A 19,051-nucleotide genomic window follows, 5' to 3' on the forward strand; every position below is an offset into this window, starting at 1 on the left:
GAGAACACAGAATGCGGGCGCGGGCGCACCGCCCGATACTGGGACCATGACCGATTCCGCGCCCTCCGAAAACCCGTACGGCACACCGACAACCACCGGCCCCGAACCGATCCGGTCCTACCAGGCCAAGGTCGACACCGTCGTCCGCAGCCTGCTGAAGGTCCCGGTACTCGCGGGCATCATCGGCAAGCGACTGGCCACCCTGCACGTCACCGGCCGCAAATCCGGCAGGGTCTACGACGTCCCGGTCGCCTACACCGTCCACGACGGCACCCTCCTGATCGGTACATCCCTGCGCCCGTGGGTGAAGAACCTCCAGGGCGGCGCGGAAGTACGTATCTCCCGCGGCAGCACCCCCGAAACCTGCACCGCCACCGTGTATTCCGACGAGCACAGCGTCCTCGACCTCTACACCGTCATCGCCCGCGACAACAAGCAGAACGCCAAGTTCAACGGCATCGGCTACACCTCCGGCGGCGAACCCTCCAAGGCCGACATCTACCAGACCTGGCAACAGGGCGGCGTGGTCGTCCAGCTGACTCCACACTGACCTTCGAGGGCCCAATCGAAGCTTCGGCACCGCCCTGCCCGGTGACGGCGGGCGGCGATGCGGCAGACTGGACGGTTCCTCCCCTCGAAAGGCAGCAGTGGTGACGCTCGGCATGGTCCTCGGCGACGCAGGCTCGCGCATTTCGGCGCGGTAGCGAAAGAGGCGTTCCCTCTCGCCCCCGGCGTCGAAGTGCTCGTCGTGTCACCAGCACCGCCGACTACCGGGAGATACCCGTGTCCACCATCGACTGGACCGAAGACCATATTCAGCACACCGCACGCTGGCATTCGGAGAACGGCGCGCCCGCACCGGCCGCCGTCTCGATCGCCGACGACCGGCTCTCCGCCGACCAGGCCTATCGCCGGATCCGGGCGGGGGAATCGCTGCTCTGGCAGGGCGATTTCCACAACGGCCGCCAGCTGTTGCAGGCGCTGGGCCGCCGCGCCGATCGCACGGCCACCGCACCGCCCGTCGGTGAGCTGAGCGCGCGCTACGACCACGAGCGGGCCAGGAAGCGCAGTCGCGCAGACATTCTCGGCGCCCTGCTGGTCCAGCTCGACGACGCCAACGATCTCGACCTGCGTCGCGCGCCCGATGTCCAGGCGGCCTGCACCGCCGCCTACGGCCCGGCGAGCGCGGGCCGGGTCGTCGCCTTCCCGGAGCTGCTCGGCGTCCTGAGCGCGTATCGCTGGCAGCAGCAGGGGGTCGAGGTGCCCGCGCTCGGCGCCCGGATCTACCCCGGCTACGGCGTCTTCTCCCCCACCCGCAGCGAATACGTCGATCTCGTCGCGGACGCGCCGCTGGATCCCGAGGTGCGCACCGCCTTCGATCTCGGCACCGGCACCGGTGTGCTCGCCGCGCTGCTCGCCCAGCGCGGCGTCTCCCGGATCACCGCCACCGACATCAACCCGCGCGCGGTGCGCTGCGCGACCGGCAATCTGACCCGCCTCGGTTACGCCGACCGCATCACCGTCACCGGTCCCACGCTGTATCCGGACGGGCGCGCCGATCTCGTCGTCTGCAATCCGCCGTGGCTGCCCGGCACGCCGACCTCCGACCTGGAACGTGGTGTCTACGACCAGGATCAGTCCATGCTCACCCAATTCGCGCACGGCCTGCGCGCGCACCTCACGCCCCATGGCGAGGGGTGGCTGGTGCTCTCCGACCTCGCCGAGCTGCTCGGACTGCGCCCCGCCGAGCACATCCCGCGCCTGCTCGACGCTGCCGGACTGCACGTCATGGGCCGCCTCACCACGCGTCCGCGCCATCCGCGCGCCGCCGACCGCGACGATCCGCTGGCCGCAGCACGCACCGCGGAGACGACGTCACTGTGGCGGTTGCGGGCGCGTTAGCCGCGAGCGGCGAGTTGCCGCGGTCCCTCCCCGCGCGGCCTCCGGGACTGGCAGGATGCGCGGTACATCGTCCGGCAGCACCCCAGTTCGAGGAGACACCGTCCAGGTGAGCAGTCATTCGCAGGACCGTTCCATCGCCGGCACCGCCCGGCGCGCCGCATTCGGCCTCGGCGCCGTCGTGGCCACGCTGGTCGCGATCGCCCCCGCCGCGCAGGCCGTGCCCGTCCACCAGGCGGTCGTCCCCGGCTGCGCCCCGGCCGCCGCTGGCGCGCCCAACGGCAAGCAGTGGCCCACCGAGCCCGCCCTCACCATCGACCCCGCCGCGGCCTACACCGCGACGCTCGACACCACCTGCGGCACCGTCACGATCGAGCTCGACGCCGCCGCGGCGCCGCGCACGGTGAACTCGTTCGCCTTCCTCGCAGGTGAGGGCTACTTCGATCACACCCGCTGTCACCGGCTCACCACCCAGGGCATCTACGTGCTGCAGTGTGGCGACCCCACCGCGACCGGCATGGGCGGCCCCGGCTACAAGTTCGGCGACGAGAACCTCGCCGGCGCGGTCTACCCGGCGGGCACCGTGGCCATGGCCAACGCGGGCCCCGGCACCAACGGCAGCCAGTTCTTCCTGGTCTACCGCGACACCCAGCTGCCCCCGAGCTACACCCCGTTCGGCCGGATCACCGAGGGCATGGACGCGCTCACCACCATCGCGAACGCCGGCGTCGCCGGTGGCGGCGGCGACGGCACCCCGGTGGCCGATGTGGTCTTCAACGCGGTGACCACCGCACAGGGCTGAGCAACGGCCGAGGGCCGCGTCTCCCGGCTGGGAGACGCGGCCCTCGTCGTACGGCTGGTGGATCAGCCGGCGCTGATCGAACTGAACAGGTTCTGGATGGTCTGCAGGATGATCTCGGTCAGCAATTCAGCGGCGGAACCGGCCATGACAACACTCCTCGTTTACGTGTCCTCATCAGGTGTAACGAACATGTGAAGCGTGCCCTATCCACACTGAGTCGCGTGGCGTTTTCGTGAAAAAAAGTCACAGAACTCCGGACGCACGGAAGGCCGCGTCCCGGCGGAACGCGGCCTTCCGTGTCGATCTCTACAGGTACTGACCCGTATTCGACTCCGTGTCGATCGCCCTGCTTGCCGAGGCGTTCTTGCCGGTGACCAGCGTGCGGATGTAGACGATCCGCTCACCCTTCTTGCCCGAGATCCTGGCCCAGTCGTCCGGGTTGGTCGTGTTGGGCAGGTCCTCGTTCTCGGCGAACTCGTCGACGATCGAATCGAAGAGGTGCTGTATCCGCAGACCCGGGTTACCGGTGTCGAGCACGGACTTGATCGCGTACTTCTTCGCCCGGTCGACGATGTTCTGGATCATCGCGCCGGAGTTGAAGTCCTTGAAGTACAGGACTTCCTTGTCACCGTTGGCGTAGGTGACCTCCAGGAACCGGTTGTCGTCGCTCTCGGCGTACATCCGCTCGACGACCTTCTCGATCATCGCCTCCACGCACGCGGCCTTGTCGCCGTCGAACTCGCGCAGATCGCTCTCGTGCAGCGGCAGCGTCTCGGTGAGGTACTTGGAGAAGATGTCCTGTGCCGATTCCGCGTCCGGCCGCTCGATCTTGATCTTCACGTCCAGGCGGCCCGGCCGCAGGATCGCGGGGTCGATCATGTCCTCGCGGTTGGACGCGCCGATCACGATGACGTTCTCGAGCCCCTCCACGCCGTCGATCTCCGAAAGCAGCTGCGGCACAACGGTGGTCTCCACATCGGAGGAGACACCCGAACCGCGGGTGCGGAAGATCGAGTCCATCTCGTCGAAGAACACGATCACCGGCGTGCCCTCGGAGGCCTTCTCGCGCGCCCGCTGGAAGATGATCCGGATGTGGCGCTCGGTCTCACCGACGAACTTGTTGAGCAGCTCGGGGCCCTTGATGTTGAGGAAGAAGGACTTGGCCTCCTTGGCGTCCTCACCGCGGGCTTCGGCGATCTTCTTGGCCAGCGAGTTGGCGACGGCCTTGGCGATCAACGTCTTACCGCAACCGGGCGGACCGTAGAGCAGCACGCCCTTGGGCGGGCGCAGCGCGTACTCGCGGAACAGATCCTTGTGCAGGAACGGCAGTTCCACGGCGTCGCGGATCTGCTCGATCTGGCGGCCCAGGCCACCGATGTCGGTGTAGTCGACGTCGGGAACCTCTTCCAGCACAAGGTCTTCGACCTCGGCCTTGGGAATGCGCTCGAACGCGAAGCCGGCCTTGGTGTCGACCAGCAGCGAATCACCCGGCCGCAGTTTGCGAATCGGTGAGTCGGGATCGTCGAGATCGTCGTACTCGGCGACCTTGGACAGCGGCCCGGACAACCAGACGACACGCTCCTCGTCGGCGTGGCCGACCACCAGGGCGCGCCTGCCGTCGTCGAGAATCTCGCGCAGCGTGCCGATTTCACCGATGGCGTCGAACTTTCCGGCTTCGACGACGGTGAGCGCCTCGTTGAGCCGGACCGTCTGGCCGTACTCGAGCGTCGCGACGTCGATGTTGGGCGAGCAGGTGAGGCGCATCTTGCGACCGGAGGTGAACACGTCGACCGTCTGATCGTCGTAGCTGTGGATGACGATGCCGTAGCCGCTGGGCGGCTGGCCCAGGCGATCGACTTCCTCCCGCAGGGCGATCAGTTGCTGGCGCGCTTCCTTGAGCGTGTCCATCAACTTGCCGTTGCGGATGGTCAGCGAATCGATCCGTGCTTCCAATTCGCGTGCGCGATCCGGCGAGTCGGCGAGTTGCCTGCGAAGAGCAGCCGCCTCGGCGCGTACCGCCTCGAGCTCTCGCCAGGCCGCCGAATCCGAATTCTCGTTGGGGCTCATGATGCTGCTCCTCCCAGTCCCGGTCTTTCAACGCTACCGGGCGCGGTCCGTTCTCGCTTTCCGACATGGTTTCGTCGTGATCACATCTTGTACGGCGATGGGCCGGTCCGGGGCCGTGTTAGGCTCCCCTAACACCCCGCCCCGGGGCACTCGGCGAGTGCACTCGCCCATCGAGCCGAAAGGTTGCTGAGCATGCTCCTTCCTACCCGCACGATCCGTGTCACCGTCGCTACCGCCGCTGCGGCACTCGCCGTCACCGTCGGACTGACCGGTTGCGGCGGCTCCGACGATTCCTCGACGAACGCCAACAGCAGCAGTACCAGTATCGCGGCCGCTCCGTCCAGCATTTCGGCAACCCCGGCTCCGTCCGGTGACAACGCCGCCGCCCCCACGGCCGATTCCCTGAAGGCGACGTTGATCAAGTTCGCCGATCCCGCGCTGTCCACCGACGAGAAGGCGAAGCTGATCGTCAACGGCGATGCGCGCAAGTCCAACATCGACCAGATGAACGGCATGCTGGCCGGCTACACCCTTACCTTCGCCGTCGACAACGTCGCGACCAGCGGAAACACCGCGACCGCCGATGTCACCATCACCTCCCCGCACGGCACCGCGCCCGCCTTCCCGGTCACCTGGGAGCAGGTCGACGGCACCTGGAAGCTCTCCGACGCCAGCGGCTGCCTGCTGCTCGGCTTCGCCCAGGCCCCCTGCACGCCCGCCTGAGGCCCGCGCGCGCCCCGGGTAGTCCGCGAGTACAGCCGGGGCCTTTCGCTCGCTGTGAACTGCACAGAGAACCCGCGGTCGCCGTTTCCCGGTGACGGCCGTCCCTAGCGTGTCGCGAGACATGACCGTGTGGGCGAAGGGCTGGACGCGATGCCGGGTACGCGAGAGAAGCTGGAGCAGCTGCGGGAGGCGCTGGCGCAAGCCGCCGAACCCGCGGGGGCGAGCGGGGTCGCCAAGCGCGCGGCCAAGGGGATCCCGAGCGTCCGCGAACGGGTGCGCGCGCTGCTCGACCCCGGGAGCTTCCTCGAGATCGGGGCGATGGCCCGGCAGCCGGGCAATCCGAACGCCATGTACGGCGACGGGGTGGTCACCGGACGCGGCCTGATCGACGGCAGGCCCGTCGTGGTGATCGCCCACGATCAGACCGTCTACGGCGGCACCGCGGGCGAGATGTTCGGCCGCAAGGTCGAGAACGCGCTGCGGTTCGCCTTCGACAAGGCCTGCCCGGTGGTCGCGATCAACGATTCCGGTGGCGCCCGGATCCAGGACGCCGTCGCCTCGCTGGCCTGGTTCGCCAAGATGAGTCGCCGCCAGGAGCGGCTGTCGGGTTTCGTGCCACAGGTGTCGATCATGCTCGGCAAGTGCGCGGCGGGCGCGGTCTACGGGCCGGTCAACACCGATGTGCTCGTCGCCACGGAGAACTCGTACATGTTCGTCACCGGGCCCGAGGTGATCAAGGCCGTCACCGGCGAGGACGTGAGCATGGAGGAGCTCGGCGGCGCGCACAATCAGGTCCGCAACGGCACCATCCACCACGTGAGCTCCACCGAGGAGGAGGCCTTCGCCTGGGCCAGAGCGTATTTGAGCTTCCTGCCGTCGAGCTGCCTGGAGCAGCCGCCGATCGTCAATCCCGGTCTGGAACCCGAGACCACCGTCACCGACCGGGAACTCGACTCGATCATCCCCGACTCGGATCGGGAGGGTTACGACATGCACGAGATCCTGCTGCGGATCTTCGACGACGGCGATTTCCACGAGATCCGTTCCGGCACAGCCCAGAACCTGATCACCGGCTTCACCCGCGTCGACGGCAGGCCGGTCGGTGTGGTCGCCAATCAGCCGCTGGTGCTCGGCGGTGCGATCGACGCCAAATGCTCCGACAAAGCGACCCACTTCATCCGCCTCTGCGACGCGTTCGGGCTGCCGTTGGTCTTCGTCGCCGACACCCCCGGCGTGCTGCCCGGCATCGAGGAGGAACGCAACGGGGTGATCGTGCGCGGCGGCCGGGTGTTTCGCGCCATCATCGAGGCGACGGTGCCGATCATCAATCTCGTGGTGCGCAAATCCTACGGGGGCGCTTATGGATTCATGGCCTGCAAGCAGATCGGCGCCGATGTCAGCTTCGCGTGGCCGACCGCGCGGATCGCCGTGATCGGCGCCGAGAGCGCGGTCGACCTGATCGGGCGCAAGCAACTCCAGCAGGTGCCCGAAGACCAGCGCCCGGCCGTGCGTGAGGCGATGATCGACCATTACAACGCCACCGTCGCCACGCCCTGGGTGGCCGCCGAACGCGGCTACATCGATGCCGTCATCGAGCCGTCCCAGACCCGCCTGGAGATCCGGCACGCCCTGCGCCTGTTGCGGGAGAAGGAGCAGTCCGTGGAACCGAATCCCCGCAAGCACAGCCTGTTTCCGGTGTGAGGCGCTCAGTCCGGCAGCCGCCGGACATAGAGCTGCTGGGCGGCGCGGGCCACGAGTGTGCCGCGCCCGTCGACGATCTCGGCGCTGTGCTCGGTGATCGACTTCGCCCCCGATTCGGTGGCCTGCCGGATCTCGGCGACCTGCTCGCGCGACAGGCCCATGGTGGTGGTGACGGTGCCGCGGCCCGGGACGAGGAACTCGATGGACCCGGTGATGTTCCAGATCCGGTAGCCGCGGCCGAGCTGGCCGTAGGCCATGATCGCGAAGAACGGGTCGGTCATCGAGTACAGGGTGCCGCCGAACGCGGCCCGGTTGGGATTGTTGCGGTTCCACGGGCGCACCGTGTAATCGACCCGGACCGAAGTCCAGTCGGCGGCAATGTGTTTCACCCGTACCCCGCCGAACAGATACGGCGGGAAGACGTTGAACAGCGCGCGGTAGATCCGCGGCGACTCACCGGGATACAGCGTCCCGGCGGACGGGTCCTTCGCGGCGGTCGGTTCGATTCTCGACATGGGGTTCCCTCCCTGTGCCCCGGCCGATGAGCCGGATTCACACCGCTCCCCCCCGGGAGGCGGCTTTCGATGTGGGCGCTCGCGCGCCCACATCGAAAGCTGCCCCGGATCCGAGGTGCCGAAACCTCGTCAGCCCTTCGACGGACGCCGCTGCGGCTTGGGGGTGACGGTACCTTCGGCGAGCCGGCGCGCGCTCACCAGGAACGCGGTGTGGCCCTGCATCCGATGTTCGGGGCGCACAGCCAGGCCGACGACGTGCCAGCCACGGACCATCGACTCCCAGGAGCGCGGTTCGGTCCAGCATTCCTGCTCACGCAGCGACTCGACAACCTTCGACAGCTGGGTGACGGTCGCGACGTAGACGATCAGCACGCCACCGGGCACCAGCGCCTTGGACACGGCGGGCAGCGCGTCCCACGGGGCGAGCATGTCCAGGACCACGCGGTCGACCTGTTCACCCTCGTACTGGGCGACGTCGGCGACGGTCAGCGACCAGTTTGCCGGACGTTCGCCGAAGAACGTCTCGACATTGCGAATCGCGTGCTCGGCGTGGTCGTCGCGGATCTCGTAGGAGACAACTTCGCCCTCGGGACCGACCGCGCGCAGCAGCGAGCAGGTCAGCGCACCCGAGCCCGCACCTGCCTCGAGCACCCGGGCGCCGGGGAACACATCGCCCTCGTGGACGATCTGCGCGGCGTCCTTGGGGTAGATGACGGCCGCGCCGCGCGGCATCGACAGCACGTAGTCGACGAGCAGGGGGCGCAACGCCAGGTAGGGGGTGCCGTTGGTGGACTTCACGACGGTGCCCTCGTCGGTACCGATGAGGTCGTCGTGCTTGATGCCGCCGCGGTGGGTGTGGAATTCCTTCCCCTCCTCCAGCACCACCGTGTAGAGGCGCCCCTTGGCATCGGTCAGCTGCACCCGGTCCCCGATGGCGAATGGACCGGTCCGTCTGGCCGTCATGTATCTCCGTTCTTCGAATGAAGCCTCCAGCCTGCCAGGTCCGCGTGACCACCCACCGAACGGGGTGACCGGCTCCGGCTACCCGTTGTCGTCGGAATGCCGCGATCTCGGCAGCGGGCGCCGCGCGCACCGAATCGTCGCGATCGGTGTCGGTGGCTGCCGTTACCCTGCGCAGTATGTCAGTGCCCGTGTCCGTATCCCTCGCCGCCGACACCGCCGACGAACCGGTTCGCCGGTCGCGTCCGGCGTTGTCGCCTTCGCGGGCAGCCGATTTCAAGCAGTGCCCGTTGAAGTACCGGTTGCGGGCGGTCGACCGGATTCCGGAGCCGCCGTCGCGGGCCGCCGTGCGCGGCACCGTCGTGCACGCGGTGCTCGAGGACCTGTTCGGGCTGCCCGCCGCCGATCGTCATCCGCAGCGGGCCGCGGAGCTGGTGCCCGGTGCGTGGGATCGGGTGCGCGCCGATCGCGACGATATCGATCAGCTGGTCGCGGCCGGCGGCCCGGAGGCGCTGTTCGAGGAGGTGCGGCGGCTGGTCGAGAGCTACTACGAGCTGGAGGACCCGACCAGGTTCGAGCCGCACGCGCTCGAGGAGCGGGTGGAGGTCGATCTGGCCGGTGAGATCCCGCTGCGCGGGTTCGTCGACCGCATCGATGTCGCCCCGAACGGTCTGCTGCGGGTCGTCGACTACAAGACCGGCCGCGCCCCCGGACCGCTGCACGAGGCGCGCGCGCTGTTCCAGCTCAAGTTCTACGCGCTGATGATCCTGCGCACCCGCGACATCGTGCCCGCCCAGCTGCGCCTGATCTACCTGGCCGACAAGGTACTGCTCACCTACGCCCCCGACCGCGAGGAGCTGGAGCGCTTCGAGCGCATTCTGATCGCGCTGTGGCAGGCGATCCTCGAGGCGGGCCGCACCGGCGACTTCCCGCCGAACCGCAACGCCATGTGCCGCTTCTGTGATTTCCAGAGCCTGTGCCCGGAGTTCGGTGGCACCCCGCCGCCGTATCCGGGGTGGCCGCAGCAGGATTCGGCACCGGTCGAGCTGGGTCTGCCGGACGTGCGGCCGCCCGAGGACGTCTGAGCGCCGGGCTCCCCCGCCGGACCTGCACGGCGCGGCCGCCGATCACCGACGGCCGCGCGACGGGATCACACGCTGAAGTCGCGGAACAACAGCACCGAGAGACCGAGGCCGACAGCCAGGTTCACCACGGCGGCCGATCCGAAGACTGCGATCGGCCGCCAGCCCGCCTCGCGCAGTCCGCGTAGCGAGAACTCCAGGCCGATGGAGACGAAGGCCAGGATCAGGAACCAGGTGCGCAGATCGTTGACGATCGCGATGTGCGCGGCGCCGGTCTTCTTGTCGACCGACTGCAGATACAGGGTGCCGATGATCGAGGCGGCGATGAAGCCGAGCACGAACTTCGGGAACCTGGACCAGAATTCGCCCAGGCTCGGCCTTGCCGCGCCCGGGGTGCGGTCGACATGGAAGGCGAACCAGGCCGTGAGCGCGATCGCGACGAGCCCGATCAGCGCGTTCTGCGTGGTCTTGACGATCGTGGCGATCTTCAGCGCGTCCTCACCGGCGAGCGCGCCCGCCGCGGCCACCGCCGCCGTGGTGTCGATATTGCCGCCGATCCAGGCGCCCGCCACCGCGTCGGACAGGCCGAAAGCCTCGGCGAGCCAGGGCAACAGGAAGATCGACGGCAGCGCGAAGATGATCACCAGCGACGCCGCGTAGGCGATCTGCTCGCGCCGCGCCTGCACCGCACCCGCCGCGGCGATCGCCGCGCTCACCCCGCAGATCGACACCGCCGAGGACAGCAGCGCCCGCAGCTTGTCGTCGAGCCCGAGTTTGCCGCCGAACCACCAGGTGAACCCGAAGACGATGGTGATCAACGCCAGCGCCTGGATGATCGACGGCCCCGCCGCCGTCACCAGGATCTTCAGGTTGATCGACGCACCGAGCAGCACCACCCCGGTCTTGATGAAGAACTCGGTCCGGAACCCGGCCGAAAGCCGTTCCCGCAGACCCAGTTTGCTCAGCACCACATTGCCGGCGAGCCCGATCGCGATCGCGTACACGGGATACTCGATCGTCTTGGCCACCCGTTTGAACGGCGTGTCCGCCGCCCACTGCGGCACCTGCGTATCGAAGAACCGGGTCAGCGCGCCGAGGGCGAGCACCAGCAGGATCCCCGCCACGATATCGGTCACCGTCGGGCGCGGATTGGCCTGCAGCGCCGCGGTTTCGGTCGTCGTCTTCGGCTCGCTCATCACGGAACCAGCCACTCGGGAATCGCCCCGACCAGCACGAGGCTGATCAGCGCGAGGCCGACGGCCGTGGCCAGCCAGTCCTCGTTCCAGGTGAATGCGCTACCCGGCCGCGGCTCGGGCGGTGTCTGCGACACGGTGACTCCTTGTGTTCCTCATCGAGAAACCGCAAGGTAGCAACGCACTCCCCCACCCCACACCGATTGTGCTCACCCTGAACCGATCTCGCGCAGCACGGCCCCCACCCGGCTGACTACGCGAACGGCCCGACGAGCGAATCTAGCTCGTCGGGCCGTTCCTCGCGGATCGGGGCGAATCGGGTCAGAAGGCGCGGCAGGAGCGGATGTCGGTGGCCAGGATCGCCTTGGCGCCGAGGTCGGCGAGGCGGTCCATCAGGTCGTTGCCCTGCTTGCGCGGGACCAGGGCGCGCACCGCGACCCAGTCGGGGTCGGTGAGCGGGGAGACCGTCGGCGACTCCAGGCCCGGCGTGATGGCGACGGCCTCGTCGAGCAGCGACTTGGGGCAGTCGTAGTCGAGCATCAGGTACTGCTGGGCGAACACGACACCCTGGATGCGGGCGATGAGCTGATTGCGCGCCCGGTCGTTCTGGTCGGAACCGGTGCGTTCGATCAGCACACCCTCGGAATCGCACAGCGAGTCACCGAAGGCGACCAGGTTGTGCTGACGCAGGGTGCGGCCGGAGCCCACCACATCGGCGATCGCGTCGGCCACGCCGAGCTGGATCGAGATCTCGACGGCGCCGTCGAGGCGGATCACCTCGGCCTCGATGCCGAAGCGCGCGAGGTCGGCGCGGACCAGGTTCGGGTAGGAGGTGGCGATGCGCTTGCCCGCCAGATCCTCGACCTTCCAGTCCGCACCCGCCGGGGCGGCGTAGCGGAAGCTGGAGCGGCCGAAGCCGAGCGAGAGGCGCTCGCTGACCGGCGAACCGGAGTCCAGGGCCAGGTCGCGGCCGGTGATGCCGAGGTCGAGCTCACCGGAGCCGACGTAGATGGCGATGTCCTTGGGCCGCAGGAAGAAGAACTCGACCTGGTTGACGGGGTCGAGAACGGTCAGCTCACGGGAGTCGGTGCGTTTGCGGTAACCGGCCTCGCTCAGGATCGAGACGGCGGATTCCGACAGCGAACCCTTGTTGGGAACTGCGACGCGCAACATGGGAATGGGGTCCTTTCGGGGAGAAGACGGGAGGAGGTGTCGACCGGACGGATCAGCCGTCACAGATGTCGGTACACGTCCTCGAGCTTCAGCCCGCGACCCACCATCATCACCTGGACCCAGTACAGCAGCTGGGAGATCTCCTCGGCGAGGGCATCGTCGCTCTCGTGCTCGGCGGCCAGCCAGATCTCGCCGGCCTCCTCGAGCACCTTCTTACCCTGGAAATGGACGCCGGCGTCCAACGCGGCCACGGTGCCCGATCCCTCGGGACGGGTCTGGGCACGCTCGGTCAGCTCGGCGAACAGGGATTCGAAGTTCTTCACGAGGAAAGATTGTTTCACACGCCCGCCACTACATTTTCCACACCGCACCCACGCCCGCGGGAAGCGCCCATGACCGCATCCCCAGCCCCGCACCCGCGACCCCGAGGAGCGGCGGCCACGAAGTGGCCGGTTCGCGGCCGGGTCGCCGGTCAGGCGCCGTTGCGTAGGCGACGAAGGAGCAAGCAACGGTGCCTGACCGGTGGCCCTCAGGGGCCGCGAACACGCGGCGCCCGCGCCGCCGACTAACTCAGCAGCTCACGGAGGTCGGCGACCGCGGTGCGCAGGTGGTCGGCGAAGGCGTACATCTGGTCGGCCACGGACTTGGGGGTGGCCAGGTAGATGTTCCAGCGGTCCGGCAGCAGCACGTAGGCGATGCCGATGCAGGTGGGGCTGGTGGAGCCGAAACCGAAGTAGCGGATGTGCACCGACGGAGCCGAGCTGGTGCTCAGGTAGTCGTCGCGCATGATCGTCCAGCCGGGGCTGTCGAACAGCGCGATCTGCTCGTCGGCGACACCCAGTTCCGCACCGCGCCGGCGCTGGATCCACTGCAGTTCCCACAGGTGCTGCTCGGGCGCCTGCCCGGCCTGGCATTCCTTGGCCCGGCCGACGTGCGCGGACGCCGCCGTGCGGGCCGCGGCCAGCTTGTTCTCGCGGTCGACGGTGTCGTCGACCATCGCGTCGACGAACGCCACCATCTCCGGGGTCACCACGCGCATGGCCTCGGTGCGGCCGTTGCGGAACTGACGGGTCGCGATGGACTCGTAGGTGGCGCCGGTCAGGCCCTTGCTGCGCCGGTGCGCGAGCTGGTAGGCCAGCTGGGCGAAAGCGTCGGGCGAGATGCCGAGCTTCTTGGCGTCGCCGGTGCCGAAGTCGTCGAACGAGACCAGCGCGGTCGCGGTGTCGGCGGCGAAGCGGGCGAAGTCGGCGCCCGCCGCGGCGATGTCGGCGCGCGCGGCCGAGTCGAGGACGAACTCGATCGGCTCCACCGGCGGCAGTCCCTGGGCGCGGGCGCCGCTGGTGGCGGCGTGATCCTGCGCGGTCCGCTCGAGCAGCGCGTCCACGAACGACAGCACGGTGGTGCCGTCGAGCCCGCAGTGCTCGATATTGATGCCCGCCTGGCCGTCGGCGAAGACGATGAACGACACCGACTTGTCGAAGTACCGGTTGGCGCTGTCACCGTGCAGCAGCTGATCGCAGGCGTGCAGTTCGTCGCGCGGGGCGAAGTCCTCCAGGCACACCGCGAACAGCGCGGTCTCGATCGTGTCGAACGCCGCGACATTGGCCGCCTCGGTGCGCAGCGCGGCCCGGCTGCGCGCCCATTCCGCCCTGGCCTTGGTGGTCAGGTGGCCGACGGAGGTGTCCGTCGACGCGGGCCTGGTGCCACCCTTGATGACCGCGCGCAGCCCGTCGGCCACGTCGTCGAACGCGTACGGCGCGCCGTCGGGTCCGATCACGTCCATCCGGAAGATGTTGCCGCGGTAGAAGACCGCGATGTGGCGGGCGTCCGACGGTCCCGGCCATTCCGGGCTGTAGGGCTTGCGGACGGTGTCCTGCACCTCACCCGGAATGCGGGTCTCCGAGAACAGGTACTTGTTCTGCCACATCGACAACTGCTGCCCGCGCTGGGTGACCGGCGGGATCTGCTCCTGATCCAGTGCCAGCTTGTAGTCCACGGCGGCGCCGATGAGCGCGGCGGCCCGCTCGGCCTGGCCGGCCACGGTCGAGGCGGCCAGCGGTGTGTCGTCACGGAACAGGAACACGAAGTTGGCGTTCAACGCGATCCGGTCGCGGCGGCCCAGATACCGCGACGGCCAGAACTCGTCGAGCCAGCTGCCGACCCCCGGCGTGGCGTCGTACTCGGCGAGTGCGGCGTGCAGGGTCCGGCCTGCCCCACCGGGCCGCAGCAGTTCGTCTACTGCGGCCTCGGTGGTGGCGAGTTCGTCGGCGCCGAGCAGCGGCTGACACCACTGCAGGAACCGCGCACAACTGTCCTCCAGTGTCGGCAGCGGTACCCGGGGCAGGCTGTCTTCGGCGGCGAACGTCGGTTGGTTCAATCCAGATCCTCAGGTCTCGATGGGATGCGGGCGTGACACGAACAGGTTGGCGTAGAGCCAGCCTTCGGCTTCGTGGTCGGTGGTGTCGATTCCCTTGGCCGCCAACGCTTCCAGCACCTGTGCACGTTCCTGGTCGGAGGCGAAGCGACGCTGCTGGAACATACCGGGACGCTGCTCGCTGCGATAGCCGAGCGCGGCGAGTTCCTCGGCGATGGGACCGAAATCGAACATCCGCAACACGAAATGCGCCATCCACGGTCGCCGGTGCGGATCCGCCTGGGCGACCCTGGACAGGGTTTTCTCGGTGATGTAGCCGACGCATCCGGTGGAGATCACCAGATCGGCGGAGGCGAGCACACGGCGCTGTGCCTCGGTCGGCTCGGTGGCCTCGAGGTCGGCGTGCACGTAGTCGTGCAGGAATCCGGCGGCGTGGGCGTAGGTCAGCGCCGGGCGTGCGGCGTCCATCCCGACGAAGCGTACGTCGGGCATCAGATCGGCGCGTAACCGCTCCCGGTCCGCCGCGATCAGCCCGACCTTGTCGGTCTCGGCGTGGTCGCGATAGTGCCCGGCCAGCTCGTCGACCGTCGTGTCGGTCCGCAGCAGCGCCGCGTTCACCCCGTAGGAGCAGCCCAGGTCGAGCACCGTCGGGATCCGGTCCGGTCGCGCCGCCCGCAGCTGCCGCAACTGCTCCTGGAAGTGCGGCTTGGCCAGTTCCGGGATCCGGTAGTCCAGCTCGTTCATCCGCGCGAAGTAGGCACGCGGATCGGGGCTTTCGTAGATGTCGTCGAAGGATGCTTTGCCGGTGGTGTGCAACGGAACGGACATGGGCGGTTCCTCTCAGTCGAGCAGTCGGTCACCTCGGACGGCGTCGGCCGCGGCGGCCACATGGTCGGGCAGAACACGGCCGAACAGCTGCCTGGTGCGTTCGACAGTGCCGATCACCCCTGGCCGGTCCGTGTAGGCGAAGATCGCCGAATGTCGTTGTCCCGCACCGGCCACCTCGGTGACGCGGTGCAGCGAGAAGCGGCCCTTGAACAGCTGCAGGTCGCCGGGACGCAGTTCCAGCGCGCGGATGAACCGCTCGCCGTCACTGGTGAGCACGGCGCGCACGTCGTCGAGGTGCTCGGCGTGCGGGTCTCGGATGTTGGGGCAGTATTCGAAGACACCGCCCGATTCGGGACGCCGGGTCAGCATGCTGACGGTGAACTCGTTGGTGTCGAAATGCCAGGGGTGCGACATGCCCGGCTCGACCACGTTCAGGCACAGACCGGCCAGCGGGTCGGCGAATTCGTGCAGTTCGTCGAGTTCGAAACAATCGGCGACGAACCGCTGGAAAACCGGATCGGTGTAGAGGCGCTGGATCAGCGCGTCGGCGGGGATGCGGTCACGGGCCACGAAGGCGTTGCCGCGGTCGAGCACGATCCGGGCCGGATGATCGGCGGGCAGATCGGCGTCGAGCGGGATGTTGTAGGCGTTGACCCGCTCCACCTTGTAGTGGGCGTGCGGGGCGATCCGCTCCCCCTCGACCCGCAGCGTCTCCCACAGCTCCGGGCGGATGAATTCCCGCAGGACCGTGCAGCCGTCCTCGGCCAGTTCCGCGCGGGCGGCCGCCACCGCAGCTTGCCGGCCCGGACCACCGAGATCGGTGAGCGGATACCGTGCGATGTCGACGATTTCGTCAAGCCCCCGCGTCCCTGTCATGTATTCAGTTTGCGGGAACTTTCGTCGACACGCCCGGGGTTTCGGCAAATCCGGACTATCCCAGGCAGATCACAGCGTCATGAAATCGACTGTGCGGCAACAGTTTTCACACATTCCCTGTCGGTAGCGGAATAATCACGGTAGGCTATTTCGCCCTATCTCGCTGCGCTGCCGAAATGTTCGTCCCGCGCCGCCAGCGCGGCACCCAGATCAACGACCGACAAACCCACCAGCGACTCCCGGAATACCCGTCCAGGGGCCTCGGGAACCGCGATTTCGCACGGAATCACGATCAGGCCGCAGCCCGCGCCCTGTGCCGCGAGTGCCCCGGTGGGCGAATCCTCGATGGCCACGCAGTCGAGCGGGTCGAGTCCGAGCAGGTCGGCGGCCTTGCGGTAGCTGGCGGGATCGGGTTTGCCGTGCGGCACTTCGTCACCGCAGACCGAGGTGTCGAAGAAGTCGCGGCCGAGTGTGTCGAGGCCGTATTCGGTGAGCGAGCGCTTGGTATTGGTGACCAGCGCGCAGCGCAGGCCCTCGGCGCGCGCCATGGCGAGCGCGTCCTTGGCGCCGGGGCGCCACGGGATCGGCCCGAGCATCAACTCGGTGACGCGGCGCTCGAGGAACTCCCCCGCCTCGCCGATCACCTGCGGCGTGGCCTCGACGCCGATACCGGCGAAGAGCATGCGCAGCGCGTTCGGGCCGGAGGCGCCGATCAGCGCGTGGCGGATCTCGTCGGTCAGCTCGCTGCCGTGTTCACGGGCCAGTTCGCGGACCGCTATGTCCCACAGCTTCTCCGAATCGAGCAGCGTGCCGTCCATGTCCCACAGCACCGCGGCCGGTCGCGCGCTCACCTGTTTCTCGCCTCGTTCTCGTCGGGGTCGGACCGGCGGTCACCGGGCCGCGTTCAGGGTAGCGGGTACGCCTCAGACTCCCGAGCCGGCGATCTGCAGCGCGTTGCCGGTGCCGCTGACCTGAATCCAGCGATTCTCCGAGCTCACGGTGCCGTTGGTGAGGTGGTAGGTGAGCGAGACGACCGCCCGGTTCTCTCCGTTGGGCGTGATCGAGCCGACAGTCACCGACCGCACCGTCGACCAGAACGAGGAGTACTGGCCGAAGCCGCCGGTCTGCGCCTGATAGCCGGGGGCGAGCTGAGCCCAGGCGCCACCGATGTTGCCGGGCAGCATCCCGTAGTACCCGGCGATGAACTGGGCCACCCGGTCCGGGGTTGGCGGGCCGAACGGCGTGGTGGTGATCGTCGTGCTGGTCGGCGACGGCGTGGAGGTTGGCTTGCCCGAGGTGCTCGTTGCCGGGGCGCTCGAGGTGGGGGCCGTGCTTGTCGGCCCGTTCGCCGATGCGGTCGCGGGCGCGGACACGGTGACCGTCTCCTGCTCGGGCACGATCACGACGGTGCTCACCTTGCCGTCGACCATCGTGGTCACGGTGACCGGATTCTGCGCCCGCTGACCGGGATCGGCGCCGCGATCGCGGGTGACGACCAGGACGACGAGCATCACCGTGAAGGCGGCGACGGCGGCGGCGAGCAGCAGGATGGCCCGGCTGTTGTTCGGCGAATCGGTGCGCGCGGGCGGATTCGGGCCGAGCGGCGGTGGACCGGAAGGGGACCCGGCGCGCTCGCGGGCGTCGGCCTGTGCCCCGCGCGGTTCCACACCTGCCCGGTCCGCGTTCGCACCTGCCGCCGACGTCGTGTGGTCCGAGCCCGGCGCGGATTGCCGCCCCGCCGACTCGGGCAGGCCGACGTCCCCACCGGTTCCCGCGGCGGACGACCCGCCCGTGATCGCCGACCTGGCCGCCTTGGCCAGCGCCAGCCCGCTGCCCAGCAGCCCGGCCGCACCGGATTTCGGCGCCCCGTTCGCGGGCGTACCGGGCCGTGGCAGCAACGTCGTGGCCGCCTCGCCCACCGGCAGCACCTTCGTCGCGGTGGCGGGCAGCGCCGGAACACGCCCTGCCGCAACATCTTCCAGCGCCTTGCGGGCCTGCGCCATGGTCGGCCGTTCCGCGGTGGACGCGGTCAGCAGCCACATCAGCACCGGCCCCAGCGGGCCGGCGTGCTTCGGTTCCGGCACCACGCCGCGAGCAACCGCGTGCAGCACCGCGAGAGGGTTGTCGCCCTCGCCGAACGGCGGCGCGCCCTCGACTGCGGCGTACAGGGTCGACCCCAGCGCGAACACATCGGCGGCGGGTTTCGGATCGTCGCCGCGGGCGATCTCGGGCGCCAGATAAGCGGGCGTGCCCGCCAGGAACCCGGTGGCGGTCACCGTGACGTCGCCGGTGGCATGCGAGATGCCGAAGTCGGTGAGCTTCACGGTGCCGTCGTCACCGACGAGCAGGTTGGCCGGCTTCACATCCCGGTGCATGATCCCGGCATCGTGCGCCGCCGACAGCGCCGCGGCGGCCTGCGCGCCGATCCCGGCCACCTCGATCGGCGGCAGCGTCGCACCACCGGCCAGCTTCACGGCCAGGCTCGGCGCGTTCATGTATTCCATGACCAGCCACGGCTGGCCGTCTTCCTCGGCGACGTCGAAGACGGTGATGGCATTCGGGTGGTGCAGACGTGCGGCGATGCGGCCCTCGCGCATGGCGCGCAGCTTCGCTTCCAGCGCTTGCGATCCGGTGAGCCCCGGCGCGAGCAGCAACTGCTTCACCGCGACGGTGCGGCGCAGCCGGACATCGGTGGCGCGCCACACGACCCCCATGGCCCCGGTGCCGATCGGGTCGGTGAGTCGATAGCGTCCCGCGATCAACCGATCCGATGTCATAACGTGTGCCCCTCCTGCAATACCGCCGAGTCGTCCAGCCCTCCGCGCCACAGCGGGATGAAACTTTCGAAAATCCTACGT

General features: G+C 68.8%; 18 protein-coding genes. 6 read left to right on the forward strand and 12 right to left on the reverse strand.

The window, feature by feature from the left end:
* Positions 1 to 46: 46 nt before the first annotated feature.
* From IEY60_RS01495 to IEY60_RS01505, 3 genes are all read left to right on the forward strand, one after another.
* Positions 47 to 550: a nitroreductase/quinone reductase family protein gene (locus IEY60_RS01495; protein WP_189022985.1), complete on the forward strand. Its 504-nt coding sequence runs from the start codon at positions 47 to 49 to the stop codon at positions 548 to 550.
* Positions 551 to 783: 233 nt separating this feature from the next.
* Positions 784 to 1,902 (forward strand): methyltransferase, encoded by a 1,119-nt coding sequence (locus IEY60_RS01500; protein ID WP_189022987.1) that lies wholly within the window; start codon positions 784 to 786, stop codon positions 1,900 to 1,902.
* A 106-nt stretch (positions 1,903 to 2,008) separates the two neighbouring features.
* A complete protein-coding gene (locus tag IEY60_RS01505; protein WP_189022989.1) occupies positions 2,009 to 2,701 on the forward strand; it encodes a peptidylprolyl isomerase in 693 nt (230 codons plus the stop codon).
* Positions 2,702 to 3,007: 306 nt separating this feature from the next.
* Here the strand turns inward: IEY60_RS01505 and arc are convergent, their stop codons facing one another.
* Complete coding sequence (gene arc, locus IEY60_RS01510) at positions 3,008 to 4,768, reverse strand: proteasome ATPase (protein WP_189022991.1); 1,761 nt, start codon at positions 4,766 to 4,768, stop codon at positions 3,008 to 3,010.
* 192 nt (positions 4,769 to 4,960) lie between these two features.
* Here arc and IEY60_RS01515 point away from each other — a divergent pair, with 192 nt between their 5' ends.
* Together IEY60_RS01515 and IEY60_RS01520 are read left to right on the forward strand one after the other, a co-directional pair.
* Positions 4,961 to 5,491 carry a WKL family lipoprotein gene (locus IEY60_RS01515; RefSeq protein WP_189022993.1) on the forward strand — a complete coding sequence of 177 codons (531 nt, stop codon included), beginning with the start codon at positions 4,961 to 4,963 and terminating at the stop codon, positions 5,489 to 5,491.
* A 150-nt stretch (positions 5,492 to 5,641) separates the two neighbouring features.
* Entirely contained in the window at positions 5,642 to 7,192 is a 1,551-nt protein-coding gene (locus IEY60_RS01520) for an acyl-CoA carboxylase subunit beta (RefSeq protein WP_189024761.1), read from the forward strand.
* A 5-nt stretch (positions 7,193 to 7,197) separates the two neighbouring features.
* On the opposite strand, the gene IEY60_RS01525 is transcribed toward IEY60_RS01520, so the two are convergent.
* Both IEY60_RS01525 and IEY60_RS01530 read right to left on the reverse strand, forming a co-directional pair.
* Complete coding sequence (locus IEY60_RS01525; protein WP_189022995.1) at positions 7,198 to 7,707, reverse strand: DUF4442 domain-containing protein; 510 nt, start codon at positions 7,705 to 7,707, stop codon at positions 7,198 to 7,200.
* A gap of 129 nt (positions 7,708 to 7,836) precedes the next feature.
* On the reverse strand, positions 7,837 to 8,670 hold the full coding sequence (locus tag IEY60_RS01530) for a tRNA (adenine-N1)-methyltransferase (protein ID WP_189022997.1): 834 nt from the start codon (positions 8,668 to 8,670) through the stop codon (positions 7,837 to 7,839).
* Between the two features lie 176 nt (positions 8,671 to 8,846).
* Between IEY60_RS01530 and IEY60_RS01535 the strand changes: the two genes are divergently transcribed.
* The gene (locus IEY60_RS01535) at positions 8,847 to 9,752 is read left to right on the forward strand and encodes a RecB family exonuclease (protein ID WP_189022999.1); all 906 of its coding nucleotides are present in this window, start codon (positions 8,847 to 8,849) and stop codon (positions 9,750 to 9,752) included.
* 65 nt (positions 9,753 to 9,817) lie between these two features.
* Here the strand turns inward: IEY60_RS01535 and IEY60_RS01540 are convergent, their stop codons facing one another.
* The 9 genes from IEY60_RS01540 to IEY60_RS01575 all read right to left on the reverse strand — a co-directional run bounded on the left by IEY60_RS01540 (position 9,818) and on the right by IEY60_RS01575 (position 18,970).
* A complete protein-coding gene (locus IEY60_RS01540; protein ID WP_189023001.1) occupies positions 9,818 to 10,945 on the reverse strand; it encodes a YeiH family protein in 1,128 nt (375 codons plus the stop codon).
* Entirely contained in the window at positions 10,945 to 11,079 is a 135-nt protein-coding gene (locus tag IEY60_RS36165) for a hypothetical protein (protein WP_268241448.1), read from the reverse strand. The genes IEY60_RS01540 and IEY60_RS36165 overlap by 1 nt, the downstream gene beginning before the upstream one ends.
* Positions 11,080 to 11,263: 184 nt before the next feature.
* Complete coding sequence (gene hisG, locus IEY60_RS01545; protein WP_189023003.1) at positions 11,264 to 12,115, reverse strand: ATP phosphoribosyltransferase; 852 nt, start codon at positions 12,113 to 12,115, stop codon at positions 11,264 to 11,266.
* A gap of 59 nt (positions 12,116 to 12,174) precedes the next feature.
* Entirely contained in the window at positions 12,175 to 12,438 is a 264-nt protein-coding gene (locus IEY60_RS01550; protein WP_189023005.1) for a phosphoribosyl-ATP diphosphatase, read from the reverse strand.
* Between the two features lie 242 nt (positions 12,439 to 12,680).
* Complete coding sequence (locus IEY60_RS01555; RefSeq protein ID WP_189023007.1) at positions 12,681 to 14,492, reverse strand: choline/carnitine O-acyltransferase; 1,812 nt, start codon at positions 14,490 to 14,492, stop codon at positions 12,681 to 12,683.
* Between the two features lie 9 nt (positions 14,493 to 14,501).
* Positions 14,502 to 15,317, reverse strand: coding sequence for a class I SAM-dependent methyltransferase (locus IEY60_RS01560; RefSeq protein ID WP_189023009.1), 816 nt, complete (start codon positions 15,315 to 15,317; stop codon positions 14,502 to 14,504).
* Positions 15,318 to 15,329: 12 nt separating this feature from the next.
* Positions 15,330 to 16,193, reverse strand: coding sequence for a HalD/BesD family halogenase (locus tag IEY60_RS01565; protein WP_189023011.1), 864 nt, complete (start codon positions 16,191 to 16,193; stop codon positions 15,330 to 15,332).
* Between the two features lie 155 nt (positions 16,194 to 16,348).
* Positions 16,349 to 17,044: an HAD family hydrolase gene (locus tag IEY60_RS01570; RefSeq protein ID WP_229739474.1), complete on the reverse strand. Its 696-nt coding sequence runs from the start codon at positions 17,042 to 17,044 to the stop codon at positions 16,349 to 16,351.
* Positions 17,045 to 17,116: 72 nt separating this feature from the next.
* The gene (locus tag IEY60_RS01575) at positions 17,117 to 18,970 is read right to left on the reverse strand and encodes a serine/threonine-protein kinase (protein WP_189023013.1); all 1,854 of its coding nucleotides are present in this window, start codon (positions 18,968 to 18,970) and stop codon (positions 17,117 to 17,119) included.
* Positions 18,971 to 19,051: the final 81 nt, after the last annotated feature.

Source organism: Nocardia rhizosphaerihabitans, from assembly GCF_014646295.1.
In the GTDB taxonomy this organism is placed as follows: domain Bacteria; phylum Actinomycetota; class Actinomycetes; order Mycobacteriales; family Mycobacteriaceae; genus Nocardia; species Nocardia rhizosphaerihabitans.

Coding starts and splice junctions, on each gene's coding strand:
- IEY60_RS01515 (WP_189022993.1), top strand. CDS start 4,961: ATGCTCCTTCCTACCCGCACGATCCGTGTCACCGTCGCTACCGCCGCT.
- IEY60_RS01535 (WP_189022999.1), top strand. CDS start 8,847: ATGTCAGTGCCCGTGTCCGTATCCCTCGCCGCCGACACCGCCGACGAA.
- IEY60_RS01495 (WP_189022985.1), top strand. CDS start 47: ATGACCGATTCCGCGCCCTCCGAAAACCCGTACGGCACACCGACAACC.
- hisG (WP_189023003.1), bottom strand. CDS start 12,115: ATGTTGCGCGTCGCAGTTCCCAACAAGGGTTCGCTGTCGGAATCCGCC.
- arc (WP_189022991.1), bottom strand. CDS start 4,768: ATGAGCCCCAACGAGAATTCGGATTCGGCGGCCTGGCGAGAGCTCGAG.
- IEY60_RS01525 (WP_189022995.1), bottom strand. CDS start 7,707: ATGTCGAGAATCGAACCGACCGCCGCGAAGGACCCGTCCGCCGGGACG.
- IEY60_RS01565 (WP_189023011.1), bottom strand. CDS start 16,193: ATGACAGGGACGCGGGGGCTTGACGAAATCGTCGACATCGCACGGTAT.
- IEY60_RS01530 (WP_189022997.1), bottom strand. CDS start 8,670: ATGACGGCCAGACGGACCGGTCCATTCGCCATCGGGGACCGGGTGCAG.
- IEY60_RS01540 (WP_189023001.1), bottom strand. CDS start 10,945: ATGAGCGAGCCGAAGACGACGACCGAAACCGCGGCGCTGCAGGCCAAT.
- IEY60_RS01520 (WP_189024761.1), top strand. CDS start 5,642: ATGCCGGGTACGCGAGAGAAGCTGGAGCAGCTGCGGGAGGCGCTGGCG.
- IEY60_RS01575 (WP_189023013.1), bottom strand. CDS start 18,970: ATGACATCGGATCGGTTGATCGCGGGACGCTATCGACTCACCGACCCG.
- IEY60_RS01560 (WP_189023009.1), bottom strand. CDS start 15,317: ATGTCCGTTCCGTTGCACACCACCGGCAAAGCATCCTTCGACGACATC.